This window comes from Novosphingobium rosa NBRC 15208 (genome assembly GCF_001598555.1).
GTDB lineage: Bacteria > Pseudomonadota > Alphaproteobacteria > Sphingomonadales > Sphingomonadaceae > Novosphingobium > Novosphingobium rosa.
In genome coordinates this window covers 1-14065 of the sequence record NZ_BCZE01000122.1, presented here as the reverse complement: position 1 = coordinate 14065, position 14065 = coordinate 1, and the positions used below count along the sequence as shown (strand labels likewise).

12 protein-coding genes are annotated in these 14065 nt (G+C 66.7%); 7 read left to right on the top strand and 5 right to left on the bottom strand.

Going from position 1 to position 14065, the window contains the following annotated elements; all coding sequences use genetic code 11:
• Positions 1-142: 142 nt before the first annotated feature.
• The 5 genes from cofD to SR3_RS28775 all read right to left on the bottom strand — a co-directional run bounded on the left by cofD (position 143) and on the right by SR3_RS28775 (position 5664).
• The gene (gene cofD / locus SR3_RS28795; RefSeq protein ID WP_068094375.1) at positions 143-1069 is read right to left on the bottom strand and encodes a 2-phospho-L-lactate transferase; all 927 of its coding nucleotides are present in this window, start codon (positions 1067-1069) and stop codon (positions 143-145) included.
• Positions 1066-1836, bottom strand: a complete 771-nt coding sequence (gene cofE, locus SR3_RS28790) for a coenzyme F420-0:L-glutamate ligase (RefSeq protein WP_068094371.1) — start codon at positions 1834-1836, stop codon at positions 1066-1068. The genes cofD and cofE overlap by 4 nt, the downstream gene beginning before the upstream one ends.
• A 5-nt stretch (positions 1837-1841) precedes the next feature.
• The gene (npdG, locus tag SR3_RS28785) at positions 1842-2501 is read right to left on the bottom strand and encodes an NADPH-dependent F420 reductase (protein ID WP_068094368.1); all 660 of its coding nucleotides are present in this window, start codon (positions 2499-2501) and stop codon (positions 1842-1844) included.
• Positions 2491-4878 (bottom strand): 5-amino-6-(D-ribitylamino)uracil--L-tyrosine 4-hydroxyphenyl transferase CofH, encoded by a 2388-nt coding sequence (cofH, locus tag SR3_RS28780; RefSeq protein ID WP_068094376.1) that lies wholly within the window; start codon positions 4876-4878, stop codon positions 2491-2493. Before cofH ends, npdG begins: the two co-directional genes overlap by 11 nt.
• A 69-nt stretch (positions 4879-4947) precedes the next feature.
• Positions 4948-5664, bottom strand: coding sequence for a TetR/AcrR family transcriptional regulator (locus SR3_RS28775; protein WP_068094365.1), 717 nt, complete (start codon positions 5662-5664; stop codon positions 4948-4950).
• A gap of 94 nt (positions 5665-5758) precedes the next feature.
• Here SR3_RS28775 and SR3_RS28770 point away from each other — a divergent pair, with 94 nt between their 5' ends.
• The 7 genes from SR3_RS28770 to SR3_RS28740 form a co-directional block, all read left to right on the top strand.
• Entirely contained in the window at positions 5759-6781 is a 1023-nt protein-coding gene (locus SR3_RS28770) for a phosphotransferase family protein (protein ID WP_068094363.1), read from the top strand.
• 7 nt (positions 6782-6788) lie between these two features.
• The gene (locus SR3_RS28765) at positions 6789-7526 is read left to right on the top strand and encodes an SDR family NAD(P)-dependent oxidoreductase (RefSeq protein WP_068094360.1); all 738 of its coding nucleotides are present in this window, start codon (positions 6789-6791) and stop codon (positions 7524-7526) included.
• Positions 7527-7546: 20 nt separating this feature from the next.
• On the top strand, positions 7547-8776 hold the full coding sequence (locus tag SR3_RS28760) for an acyl-CoA dehydrogenase family protein (RefSeq protein ID WP_068094357.1): 1230 nt from the start codon (positions 7547-7549) through the stop codon (positions 8774-8776).
• A gap of 22 nt (positions 8777-8798) precedes the next feature.
• Positions 8799-10139 (top strand): MFS transporter, encoded by a 1341-nt coding sequence (locus SR3_RS28755; protein ID WP_068094351.1) that lies wholly within the window; start codon positions 8799-8801, stop codon positions 10137-10139.
• A gap of 36 nt (positions 10140-10175) precedes the next feature.
• Positions 10176-11714: an AMP-binding protein gene (locus SR3_RS28750; RefSeq protein ID WP_068094349.1), complete on the top strand. Its 1539-nt coding sequence runs from the start codon at positions 10176-10178 to the stop codon at positions 11712-11714.
• Between the two features lie 2 nt (positions 11715-11716).
• On the top strand, positions 11717-13774 hold the full coding sequence (locus SR3_RS28745; RefSeq protein ID WP_068094347.1) for a PQQ-dependent dehydrogenase, methanol/ethanol family: 2058 nt from the start codon (positions 11717-11719) through the stop codon (positions 13772-13774).
• On the top strand, positions 13761-14065 hold a 305-nt coding region (locus SR3_RS28740; RefSeq protein ID WP_169805738.1), incomplete at its 3' end, for an enoyl-CoA hydratase/isomerase family protein. The genes SR3_RS28745 and SR3_RS28740, both read left to right, overlap by 14 nt.

Below are 14065 nucleotides of genomic sequence, written 5' to 3'. Positions count from 1 at the left end.
CGCTGAGCGCCTGCCGCAGCACATGGCTGAACAGCCGTCGGCTCAGCGCCGCCCGCGCCGCGCCGTCCAGCACGGCGGACAGGCGCGATTTCCCCTCGGCGAAGGGCTTGACCGGGATCAGGATGACCGGCCGCCCCATCGCCTAGCGCGCCAGATCCTGCGCGAAGGCCAGCATCTCGCGCGCCACCCGTATCTGGTCGGCATCGTCGCGCATCAGCGTATCGCTGGCACGGGTGATGATGCCCTCGATCGGGCCATCGTCCGCCTTGTCCACCATCAACCCGTCGATCAGCCCGGTGTAGCAGGCGGCCAGAGCGGCAGGCGTGGTGCCCAGCCCCAGTTCGCCCATGATCTTGGCCGCCGGCCCCTTCACCGCCTGCCCGGCGATAAAGGGCGAGAGCGCCACGGCCGGCACCCTGCGCGCCGCCAGCGCATCCCTCACCCCCGGCACGCTCAGCACAGGCTCGATGGAAAGCATCGGGTTGGAAGGGCAAAAGATGATCGCCTCCAGCGCGGGATCGGCCAGCGCCTGAGCGAACCCCTCGCTGATCCGCGCTTTCTCCGCCCCGTCGAAACGCATGGCATGGAACACCGGCTTGCACTGACGCCGCACGAAATAGTCCTGAAAGGCCAGATCGCCCTCATCGGTGGCGATGATCGTGCGGACCGGATCGTCGCTCATCGGCACGACCTTTTGGCGGATGCCCAGCGCGCCGGTCAGTTCCGCCGTCACCTGCGAGAGGCTGACCTGCCGCAGGCGCTGGGTGCGCAGCACATGGGTCGCCAGATCGCGGTCGCCCAGATTGAACCAGCCTTCCCCGCCCAGCTTGCGGGTCATCTCCATGAAGGCCCAGCTCTCCCCGGTGACGCCCCAGCCCTGCTCGCGGTTGTTGAGACCCGCCAGCGCATAGGTCACGGAGTCGAGATCGGGGCAGATCGTCAGCCCCATATGCTCGAAATCGTCGCCGGTGTTGACGGCCACGGTCAGCGCGCCCTCGGGCAGGGCCTGCGCCAGACCCGCCGCCAGCTTGGCGCCGCCCACGCCGCCCGCGATCGCCAGAATGCTCATGGGAAAAGATCCATCTCCAGGGGACGCACCAGTTCGGCGGCCTTGCCCTCGCGGCGAGCATAGCCCACCCCGCGCAGCAAGACGACAGGCGCGCCCTCCGCCGCCTGCCCCATCGCCAGCGAGGCGGCCGCGGCCACCTCATCGGCCAGTCCAAGCTCGCTGGTCTGCAAGGCGCGGCCATAGAGATCGGGCGCGCCGCGCAGATCGAGCAGTCCCGGCATCCCCGCGCAACCGATGGCCACCCCGCAGGTGCCGTTGCGCCATGCCCGGCCAAAGCTGTCGATGATGACCACCGCGACATCGGCGCCGGTCGCAGCCTTGAGCGCCGCACGCAACACCGCCGCGCTGCCGTCGGGATCGGCGGGCAGCAGCAGCGCCACCGGCTCATCGCCCTGATCGACGTTGGACTGGTCGATCCCGGCATTGGCCAGCACGAAACCCAGCCGGTGCCGCACGATCAGCACGCCGCGCCGAACGCGCATCACCCGTTCAGATTCCGAGAGGATCAGCTCGACCAGCCGCGCATCCTTGTCGCAGCGCGCGGCCAGATCCTGCGCCGCGAAGGAGGGTTTAACCTCCGCCAGCGGCACCGCGCGCCCTTCGGCCTTGGACACGATCTTCTGCGCCAGAGCGATCACATCGCCATCGCGCAGGTCATGCCCATCGGCCCGCAGCGCGCCCAGAACGATCGCGGCAAGGTCATCCCCAGCCGCCACCAGAGGCACGCCCGAAAGCGCATGCAGGGAAAGAACCGGAGCAGCTCCCATGCCTGTCACACGCCCGTGATGCGGATGCCCGAACCGGGCACCTTGTAGCGCCGGTTGAGCGCGATCAGCACCGATGTCAGCCCCTCGGCCACCACGGAATTGCACAGCGGCCCGGCGTTCCAGGCGCGCAGGCCGATCTCCTGCGCCAGATCGACCACCGTATCGGCGGCGGCGGCATCATCGGCGCAGACCAGCACGTCGCACTCGATCTCCTCATCCAGCTTGGTGAGGTGATGGGCCGAGATGTTCTGGAAGGCCGAGACAACCTTCACCTCCTCGCCCAGCAGCGTCTGCACCGCCTCCACCGCCGATCCGCCCTCATGCAGATGCACGCGGCTGACCTTGGGCGGCACCAGCGGCACCGTCACATCGATCAGGATCTTGCCTTTCAGCACCTCGGCGACCTCCCGCACCGTGGATTGCTGCGCGGCATAGGGCACCGCCAGCACCACGATATCGGCAGCGGCAGCGGCATCGGGGTTGGCCATGCCCTTCACGCCATGGCCGCCCAGCGTTTCGTTCATCGCATCGGCGGCTTCCTGAGCGCGCTCCGCGGTGCGGCTGCCCACGATCACACCATGCCCCTTATGGGCCCAGCGCAGCGCCAGACCGCCGCCTTCCTTGCCTGTGCCCCCCAGAACGGCGATGACGGCTTTATCCTGCATGTTCGAACCTCTCCACGGTATCATTAGCGGTATCATTGGCCCGCTCGCCTTTGCGGCGTGGCGGGGTCTGGATCATCGGGGTCAGCGCGGCGGCCTGAAGCCCGCGTTGGTGCATGCTCTCGCTCACGCCGCCATAGGCGGTGCTGCGCTGGCGCGGCACGCGGCCCAGCGCGAGGATCAGCGCCTCCATCGCGGCGGGCGGCATCTCCTGCCCATGCGCAGCGCCTGCCGCGCGGCTGATGCTTTCATTCATCAGCGTGCCGCCCAGATCGTTGGCGCCGCCGTTGAGACAGGCCTTCACGCCCTCCTCGCCCAGCTTGACCCAGCTGGTCTGGATGGAATCGATCCGCCCATGCAGCACCAGCCGCGCCACGGCATGCATCAGCCGCACCTCGCGGAAGGTCGGCCCCCGCCGCGCCTTGCCCTTGATGGCCATGGGCGCTTCCATATGCACGAAGGGCAGCGGCACGAATTCGGTGAAGCCGCCGGTGCGCTCCTGCAGATCGCGGATGCGGATCAGGTGGCGGGCCCAATGAAGCGGCGTCTCGACATGGCCAAACATGATCGTGGCGGTGGTGGTGAAGCCCACGCGATGCGCGGTTTCGATCACCTCCAGCCATTCCTCGGTGGTCAGCTTGTCGGGGCAGATTTGCGCGCGCACCTCATCGTCGAGGATTTCCGCCGCCGTGCCGGGCAGCGTATCGAGCCCGACCTCCTTCAAGGCGGTAAGATACTGTTCCAGCGACAGATTGGACGCCTTGGCACCCTGCGACACCTCCAGCGGGGAGAAGGCATGGATATGCATCTCGGGCACCGCCGCACGCACGGCGCGGGCCAACCCCAGATAGGTCTCGCCAGTGTAATGCGGGTGGATGCCGCCCTGCAGGCAGACTTCGGTGGCGCCGCGCTCGGCGGCTTCGCGGGTGCGGCGGATCACCTCATCCATGGAGAGATCATAGGGGCGGCCCCGCAAGGCCTCGGCCATATCGCCCTTGGAAAAGGCGCAGAAGCCGCATTTGAAGCTGCAGATGTTGGTGTAGTTGATGTTGCGGTTGACGACATAGGTGATCGCCTCGCCCTTCACCTCCTGCCGCAACTGGTCCGCTGCCGCGCAGACATGCTCCAGATCGGCATCGCGGGCGGAAAACAGCGTGACGATGGCAGCTTCATCCAATGCCTGCCCTGCCATCGCCGCCTGCATCGCTGCGGCGATCGCCGGATCGACCGGCAGCGTGGACACCCGCGCCGCGCGCTCGGGCAGCGCCACGCCGGGCGACCAGCTGTCATCGCGCGCGAAGCCTTGCGCATCGCTGGCGGCCAGAATGGCCGGGCGCATGGCGGGGGCCTGCCATGCCGCACCCAGCCATGCAGGATAGGCAGGCAAACGCGCGACCAGTTGGCGACCGGCCTGCTCGGTGCCCAAACGCAGCCGTTCCACCTCGGGCCAGGGCGCCTCGGGGTTCACATGATCGATGGTAACAGGCGAGACGCCGCCCCAATCATTGATCCCGGCCTCCATCAGCCGGGGAAAATCCTGCGCCGAAAGGTTGGGCGGCGCCTGAATGTTCATCGCCGGCCCAAGGATCAGACGCGCCGCCGCGATGGTCCACAGCAGATCGTCGAGATCGGGCTCGGGCGCATCGGCCATGGGGGTGCGCGGCTTGGCGCGGAAGTTCTGGACGATCACCTCCTGCACATGGCCATGCTGGCGATGCTGCGCGGCAATCGCCTCCAGCGCCTCGATCCGCTCCGCACGGTTTTCCCCGATGCCGATCAGCAGGCCGGTTGTGAAAGGGATCGCCAATTCACCCGCATGCCGCAGCATCGCCAGCCGCGCCCCGGGCTCCTTGTCGGGCGAGCGGTAATGCGGACCGCCTTTCCCGCACAGACGCGGCGAGAGCGATTCCAGCATCAGCCCCTGCGAGACGGAGACGTCGCGCAGCGCCGCCATCTCCTCGCGGCTCATCACCCCGGCGTTCACATGGGGAAGCAGGCCGGTCTCGTCGCGCACCGCGCGGCACAGATCGATCAGATAGGCGATGGTGGTGGCGTAACCCATCCGCGCCAAAGCATCGCGGGCCGCGCCATAGCGCAGTTCCGGCTTGTCCCCCAAGGTAAAGAGCGCTTCGGTGCAGCCTGCCGCCGCCCCGGCGCGGGCGATGGCCAACACCTCCTCGCGGCTGAGATAGGCGGCCTCGCCCTGCCGGGGAGGCTGGGCGAAGGTGCAGTAATGGCAGCGATCACGGCACAAGTGCGTCAGCGGGATGAACACCTTGCGCGACCATGTCTGAACCCGCCCATGCCCGGCATCGCACATCTGCCTGGCCTGCGCCATCATGGCGTCAAGCGGCATCTCCATCAGGGCCTCTGCGATCATCGCGACCTCCACCTTACGCTCTCCCACGCCGTCTTTCCGTTTTTCGGATATGTCTTGTTGTGCTTGTCGCTAACCCATCGGCCCCATCGGCCCATGATCGGCAAGCCTCTTCGAATCAGTGATTTGCGCCATACTATCAGGCAGATCGCACTCGGCTTCCAGTACTGCCGTCAGCACCTGCGCGAAATGCTCCAGCCCCATCTCATCGGCCCACATCGCATGGTGGCGGCTGCGATCCGCCAGAGCCCGCGCCCGCGCCGACAACACCGCACTCAGCAGCGCCCCCATAAAGACGAAGCGCTGGTTGCGCAGAGCCGAACTCATCGGCGGCATCAGCCTGCGCAGATGGGCGAGGCACCGGCCATAGGCATGGTTCCATTCCGGTTCGATCGCCTCGATCATCAGATCACGATGCGTCATGCCGAACAGCGTGATGAACCGCACATAATCATCGTCCGACAGCGCCGTCACCGCGCCGATCAGCACATCGACCACATCGCGCACCGTGCGCGGACCGCCCTGCGCCTCCTGCGCATCGAGCGCCGCATGGCGCAGCCGATCCAGCTCCACCGCGCCATCTTTCACAATGGAGCGCACCAGCGCCTCTTTCGAGCCGAAATGATAACCAACCGCACCGTGATTCTTCTGGCCCGCCGCCGCCGCGATGGCACGCACCGTCACCCCATCCACCCCGCTTTCGGCGAAAAGATGCAGAGCGATGCGCTTGATCTGCTCAGCGCCGCCCGATCCGTTTTCCTCTGCCCTTGGTTTCTGAAGTCTGACCATGAGTGCAAAATCTCATTGCCAAGCCCCCACGTCAAGTGCATTATCCATTTGTCTTAGACGATGGCTTCACATCGCAAAAACCGGGGATGTCTCAGTGGATTTCGGCGTTGATACCGATTCGCTCAGGGGCTGGATGGCCAGCGAAGGGCTGGGTGAAGGCCCGCTCGAGAATGTCGTGTCGCTCGCTGGCGGCACGCAGAACATTCTGCTGCGCCTCACCCTCAACGGGCGGGACGTCGTGCTGCGCCGCCCGCCGCTGCATCCGCGCGCCAGCTCGAACGAAACCATGCGCCGCGAGGCCCGCGTGCTGCGTGCTCTGGCGGGCAGCGATGTGCCCCATCCGGCGCTGATCGCGGCCTGCGACGACGAAACCGTGCTGGGCTGCGCCTTCTATCTGATGGAGCCGATCGACGGCTTCAACCCCATCGGCCAGCTGCCCGAGCCCCATGCCTCCTCTCCCACACTGCGCCATGCCATGGGTCTGGCGCTGGTGGATGGCATCGCCGCGCTGGGCCGCCTGGATTATCGCGCCGTCGGGCTGGAGGGTTTTGGCAAACCAGATGGGTTCCTCAACCGTCAGGTCTCGCGCTGGAGCGACCAGCTCGCCTCCTATGCCGATCTGCCCGGCTGGCCCGGCGCGCAAAGCCTGCCGGACATTCACGCCATCGGCGACTGGCTCGACGCGCATCGCCCCTCCAGCTTCACCGCGGGCATCATGCATGGCGACTATCACCTCGCCAATGTGATGTACCGGCGCGACAGCGGCGATCTGGCCGCCATCGTCGACTGGGAGCTGGCGACCATCGGCGATCCGCTGCTCGATCTGGGCTGGGTGTTGGCGACATGGCCCGATGGCGATGGGCAAAGCACCGTCTCCGTCACGCCATGGGAGGGCTTCCCCTCCCCTGCGCAGCTGGTCGAACGCTATCGCACCGGCTCCAGCCGCGATCTCTCCGCGCTCGACTGGTATCACGTGCTGGCCTGCTACAAGCTGGGCATCCTGCTGGAGGGCACCTTCGCCCGCGCCTGCGCCGGCAAGGCCCCGCGCGACGTGGGGGATCGCCTGCACGCCCGCGCCATCCATCTTTTCACCCGCGCCGCGCGCCTGATCCGCTGAAGGAAGCTTGATGAACCCTCTCGATTTCACGGGCCGGAACGCGCTGGTCATCGGCGGCTCCAGCGGCATCGGCAACGGCATCGCCACGGCGCTGCGCGATGCCGGGGCACAGGTCCATGTCTGGGGCACCCGCGCCAACGCGCAGGATTATGCGGGCGAGGAAGGATCGGACCTTGCGGGCCTTGGTTACACGCAGGTCGATGTCGGCGATGCCGCCGCCATTGCCGCCGCGCCCATGCCTTTTGAAACGCTGGATATTCTGGTCCATTCGCAAGGCGCCGTGCTCTATCGCCGTCAGGAGTTCGAGCCTGCCGGGTGGGACAAGGTCATCGCCGTCAATCTGGGCAGCGTGATGCATATCTCGCAGCGCTTCCATGATGCGCTGGCCGCCGCCAATGGCGCGGTGATCGTCGTCAGCTCGATCGGCGCCTATCGCGCCACCATCGGCAATCCGGCCTATGCCGCATCGAAAGCGGGCGCGGTCAATCTGGTGCGCACGCTGGCGCAGGCCTGGGCCAGCGACGGCATCCGCGTCAACGGCATCGCCCCCAGCCTGGTCGACACCAAGATGACCCGCGTCACCATGGAAAGCGAGGAGCGCCGCAACCGCGCTCTGGCGAAAATACCCCTGCGCCGGTTCGGCACGGTGGAGGAGATGGCGGGCGTCGCCCTGTTCCTCGCCTCGCCGCTGGCCGGCTACATCTGTGGGCAGACCATCGTGGTCGATGGCGGGCTCACCCTCTGATACGAACAAGGAATACCACGATGGATTTCGAATATTCCGACAAGGTGAAGGCGCTGCGCGCGCAACTGATCGATTTCATGGACGAATATGTCTATCCGATCGAAAAGGAACGTGATCGCTTCCACGCCGATGCCGCCAACGCCTGGGTCCGCTGGGAAGGCACCGAAGCCATCAAGGCCAAGGCCAGGGAAGCAGGCCTGTGGAACCTGTTCCTGCCGCATGAATATGGCGCATGGAGCCCCGGCCTCACCAACCTTGAATATGCGCCTCTGGCCGAGATCATGGGCCGGGTGATCGGCGCCTCGGAATATTTCAACTGCTCCGCGCCCGACACCGGCAATATGGAAGTGCTGGCCCGCTATGGCACGCCGGAGCATCAGGAAGAATGGCTCAAGCCCCTGATGGCGGGCGAAATCCGCTCCTCTTATGTGATGACCGAGCCGGGCGTGGCCTCGTCCGACGCCACCAACATCGAGACCTCGATCCTGCGCGATGGCGACGACTATGTCATCAATGGCCGAAAATGGTGGATTTCGGGCGCCTGCGATCCCAACACCAAGCTGTTTATCGTGCTGGGCCGCACGCCGGATGAAACGCGTTCCAAGCATCAGCAGCATTCGATGATCCTTGTGCCGCGTGACACGCCGGGGATCGAGATCGTGCGCCCGCTGGATGTGATGGGCACCTATCACTCGCCCGGCGGCCATGCCGAGGTCAGCTTCACCGATGTGCGCGTGCCCGCCGCCAACATGATCCTTGGCGAGGGGCGCGGCTTCGAGATCGCGCAGGGCCGCCTGGGGCCGGGGCGCATCCACCATTGCATGCGCGTGATCGGTCAGGCGCAGCGCGCGCTGGAATATATGGCGCGCCGCGTCAGCAACCGCACCGCCTTCGGTCGCAAGCTGGCCGATCAGGGCAGCATCCGGCAGGAGGTGGCGCTCTCCTTCTGCGAGGTCGAGCAGGCCCGTCTGCTGACGCTGAAGGCCGCCGACGCCATGGACCGCTACGGCAACAAGCAGGCCAAGGATCTGATCGCCGCGATCAAGATCGTGGCCCCGCGCATGGCCCAGACCGTGGCCGACCGGGCGCTGCAGGCCCATGGCGGCATCGGCCTGTCCAAGGATTTCCCCATCGCCGGGGCGCTGGTCAACGCGCGCTATGTGCGCCTGACCGATGGGCCCGACGAGGTCCATCTGGCCCAGCTGGGCAAGCTGAAGATCGCCGAGCTGAACGCCCTTCCCCTGCGCTGATCCAGCAGAAAGAAGCACCGCCATGGCCACTCAAACCCCCGCAGCCGCCGGAGCCGCCGAAAAGGGCAATTGGTGGATGGTGGCGGTGTTGTTCCTGCTTTACGTCCAGTCCTGGGTGGACCGGCTGGTGCTGGCCATGCTGGTGGCGCCGATCAAGCGCGACTTGCTGCTCAGCGATGTGCAGGTCAGCATGGTCACCTCCACCTCCTTTGCGATCTTCTATGCGGTCTTCGGCCTGCCGCTGGGCTGGGCGGCGGACCGCTATCCACGGCGCTGGGTGATCTTTGGCGGCGTGGTGGTCTGGGCGCTCTCCACCATGGCCTGCGGTTATGCCCACAGCTATGAGCATCTGCTGGTGGCCCGCATCTTCGTGGGCGCGGGCGAGGCCGCCCTGCTGCCCGCCGCCTATGCGCTGATCGCCGACAGCTTCCCGCCCCATCTGCTGACGCGCGCCACCTCCACCTTCCAGATGGCGGGCAAGGTCGGCTCGGCCACCGCCTTCGGGCTGGGCGGGGTGGCCATCGCCTGGGCCACGGCCAACAAGGGGCTCAGCCTGCCCTTCCACGGCCCGGCCCAGCCATGGCAGATCGTGATGGTGCTGGTCGGCCTGCCGGGCCTTGTGCTGGGGCTGCTGCTGTTCACCTTTCCCGATCCGCGCCGCCCCCGTGCGCGCAGCGGCGATCAGGCCGGAGACCGCGCCGTCACCTTCACCTTCGCCCGCGACAACTGGCAACTGCTGACGCTGATGCTGCTGGGCACCTCGGCGCTGGCGATCTGCGGCTATTCGATGACCAACTGGGTGCCCGCCTATATCGAGCGCGGCTTCGGCTGGAAACCGATCCAGTATGGCCCGGCGCTCAGCGTGATGAACATCGTTTCGGCCATCTCGCTGGTGGCCAACGGCTGGATCGTCGACCGGCTCTTCGCGCGCGGCATGAAGGATGCGCATCTGCGCTTCTATGGCTGGCTGATCCTCGCGCTGTTTCCGGTGATCGCCTATATGTTCTTCGCCAGCAATGTCTGGGTGTTTCTGGCCTGCTATTGCGTGGCGCAATTCGTCACCGTGCCCTTTATGGTCTATGTCTCCTCGGTGATGGCGATGATCGCCCCGCCGCAGGTGCGCGCAAGGCTGCTGGCCTTTTTCCTCTTCGTCTTCACCCTGCTCGGCCTTGGCGCCGGCCCGGCCATGGTCGCCGCGCTGACGCAATATGTGTTCCATTCCGAAAAGGCGCTGGGCTCCTCGCTGGCGGTGGTGGTGATCGGCGGCGCCCTGGTGGCGCTGGCCGCCTTCCGCCTGGCGCTGCGCTATCTGGCCCCCGCCATCGCCGCGCGCAGCAACGCCCCTGATGCCAGCCATGGCTGACGCGCGCCCCCTTCCTTCCTCTCGAAAGGACGCTTCATGTCGCTGACCCTTGCCGCCGTCGATCCGGCGCGGCGCGATGATCTGGCCCTGGCCGACGAGCGCGTGGCCTACAGCTGGAACGCGCTGGACCCGATCATCAACCGCGCCGCCAATGCTCTGAATACGCTGCCTTTCGGTCAGGAACGCCGCGTCGCGGTCTTCGCGCATAATGCCGCCGAGACGGTGATCGCCTATGTCGCCTGCATCGAGGCGGGTCTGTCCAGCGTCCCTGTCAGTTTCCATCTGACCCCGGGCGAGGCGGCCTATATTCTGAAGGACTCCGGCGCCGTGGCCGTGCTGGTCGGCCCGGAAACGCTGGAGGCAGGCCTCGCCGCCGCAGCCGAGGCAGGCATCGCCACCGTCATCGGCTGGCGCTGCGCCCCGCGCGAGGGGCTGATCCTGTGGGAACACTGGATCGCCGCCGCGCCCGACAGCGAGCCCGACGCCAGCCGTCTGCCGCTGCCGCATCTGCATTACACCTCGGGCACGACAGGCCGCCCCAAGGCCACCGAGACCCCGCCGCAATATTTCCCGCGCAGCCCCACGCTTCAGGCGCTGGCCGAAACGCTGCGCCCGCGCGTCACCCCCTCGCCGGGGCTGGTGGTGGGGCCGCTCTATCACACCGGGCCGCTGGGCATGGCGCGCAATATGCTGGCCGGGGGCAGCCTGATCGTGATGAGCCATTTCGACGCCGAGCAGGCGCTGGCGCTGATCGAGAAGCACGGGATCGCCGGATCGGTGATGGTGCCCACCCATTTCCAGCGCATGCTGGCCCTGCCGGAAGAAACCCGCGCGCGCTACGATGTCTCCAGCATCAAACGTCTGGCGCATACCGGCGCGGCCTGCCCGCGCGCGGTGAAGCAGGCGATGATCGACTGGTTCGGACCCGTGCTGGTCGAAGCCTATGGCGGCACCGAGGCCGGATCGACCACCTTCATCACCTCGCCCGAATGGCTGGCGCATCCCGGATCGGTGGGCAAGGCGCTCGCCCCCTTCGAGACGGTGATCTATGGCGAGGACGCCCAGCCCCTGCCCCCCATGGAGGTGGGTCAGGTCTATTTCCGCGACACCAGCGGCTATGGCATCGTCTATCGCGGCGATCCGGAGAAGACGGCGGCGGCCCATATCGCCCCGGGCATCTTCACGCTGGGCGAGATGGGCTATGTCGACGAAGAGGGCTATCTCTTCATCACCGACCGCGTTTCGGACATGATCGTCTCGGGCGGGGTCAACATCTATCCTGCCGAGGCCGAACAGGTTCTGCTGACCCATCCGCAAGTGGCCGATGTGGCGGTGGTGCCCGCCCCTCACCCCGAAATGGGCGAGGAAGCACGGGCGCTGGTGATCCCCACCGATCCCGCCAACCCGCCCAGCGCGGCGGATCTCAACACCTTCTGCCGCGCCTCGCTGGCCGGTTACAAATGCCCGCGCGGCTATGAATTCGTGGACGACATCGGCCGCACCGCCATGGGCAAGGTCAACAAGAAGGCCCTGCGCGCCCGGTTCTGGCCCACCGACCGCACCATCGGAGGTTGATTATGCGCCGTTCTGTTGCCCTGCTCACGCTGGCGCTGCTTGGCGCCTCCCCCCTCGCCCGCGATGTGGACTGGCCCGGCTATGGCGGCCCGGGCGAGAACCATTACAGCCCGCTCGACCAGATCAATGCCGGCAATGTCAGCCAGCTTGGGCTGGCGTGGTTCAAGGACATCAACGATGGCGGCAGCGCGTTGTCGGCGCCGGTCGAAGTGGGCGGCGTGCTCTATTTCGCCTCGGGGATCAGCCATGTGCGGGCGGTCGATGCCGTCTCGGGCCGTGAACTGTGGGATTACGATGCCGAAACCGCCAAAGTCGCCGGGCACAAGATGCGCGCGGCATGGGGCATTCGCGGGCTGGCCTATGACAATGGCCGCATCTTCTTCGGCACGCTCGATGGCCGGTTGATCGCGCTGGATGCCAGGACCGGCCATCTGGCCTGGCAGAGCCAGACCGTGGGCAAGGATGACGAGCGCTATATCTCCGGCCCGCCATGGGTGTTCAAGGGCAAGGTCATCATCGGCCATGGCGGCGCCGATTTCGCGCCGATCCGCGGCTATGTGACGGCCTATGACCAGCAGACCGGCAAGCAGCTCTGGCGCTTCTACACCGTGCCCGGCGACCCTGCCAAAGGCTTTGAGAACAAGGCCATGGAGATGGCCGCCAAGACCTGGACCGGCCAGTGGTGGAAGTATGGCGGCGGCGGTACGGCGTGGAACGCCATGGCCTATGATCCGCGCTTCAACCGGATCTACATCGGCATCGGCAATGGCTCGCCGTGGAACCGCAAGATCCGCTCGCCCGGCGGCGGGGACAATCTGTTCCTGTGTTCCATCGTGGCGCTGGACGCCGATACGGGCGCGTATGTCTGGCACTATCAGACCAATCCCGGTGAAAGCTGGGATTACAACTCGGCGATGGATATCGAGCTCACCGATATGACCATCAACGGGCAGAAGCGCCCCGTGCTGATGCATGCCCCCAAGAACGGCTTCGTCTATGTGATCGACCGCGAGACGGGCAAGCTGATCTCGGCGCGCAACATCGTGCCGGTCAACTGGGCCAAGGGCATCGATCAGGCCACCGGCCGCCCCATCGAAAACCCCGAGGCGCGCTATCCCGACGGCAAGCCCGCCATCGTCTACCCCTCGCCCTTCGGCGCTCACAACATCGAGGCGATGAGCTACAATCCCTCGACCGGGCTGCTCTACATCCCGGCGATGGATCAGGGCCGGGTCTATGTCGATCCGGCAGGCGGATTGGCTGGCTGGCGGCATCTCGACGGGCAACGCCTTTCGACCGGCACCGGCGCTCCGCCGCCCGGCGTGGAGCCCGACCGCGCGGCGACCAGCTTCCTGCTGGCCTGGAACCCGCAGACCCAGAGCGAAGCCTGGCGCATCCCCATGCCCGGCATTCGCGGCGGCGGCGGCACGGCCAGCACCGGCGGCGGCTTGCTGTTCGAGGGCAATGCCGGGGGGCATTTCATCGCCTATGCCGCCACAGACGGCAAGAAGCTGTGGTCCTTCGATGCGCAGACCTCGGTGATGGCCCAGCCCATCACCTACAGCGTGAAGGGGCGGCAATATGTCAGCGTGATCGCCGGATCGCGTTTCCCCAGCGCCAGTGGCCTGCCGCATGAATGGAACTATCGCAGCCAGCAATGGCGGCTGCTGACCTTCGCACTGGGCGGCAAGGCGCAACTGCCCAAGCCCGAACCCATGGCCACGCCCGTGCTGGACGACGCGGGATTTGCCCCCATCGCGGCGAAAGTGGCGGCGGGCAATGTGGCTTTCGCCCAGCGCTGCTCGATCTGCCACGGGGCGGGCAGCGTCTCGGGCGGAGCCGCGCCCGATCTGGGGCAGTCGCCCATCGCCATGGACGCCGCCGCCTTCCGCAGCGTGCTGCATGACGGCCTGCTCGCCCCGCGCGGCATGCCCCAATTCGAAGAGCTGAGTGACGCCGAGATCGAGGATCTGCGCCACTACATCCGTCAACGCGCGCGCGAGCGGCTGGCTGCCAGCCCCGCGCCCACAGTGAACAGAGGCTTGCATGAAGGTCAATGACGTCACCACGCTGGAGATCGAGGGGCGCATCGGCGTCATCACGGTCAATTCCCCGCCGGTCAATGCGCTGTCCAACGCCGTGCGGCAGGGCATCGCTCACGCTTTCGAAAGGGCTGTCGCCGACGATGCAGTGGGCGCGGTTCTGCTGATCTGCGAGGGGCGCACCTTCTTCGCTGGGGCCGACATCAGCGAATTCGGCAAGCCGCAGTGGGAGCCTTCGCTGCGCGATCTGCAAAAGCTGCTGGAGAACAGCCCCAAGCCGGTGGTCGCCGCGATCCATGGCACGGCGCT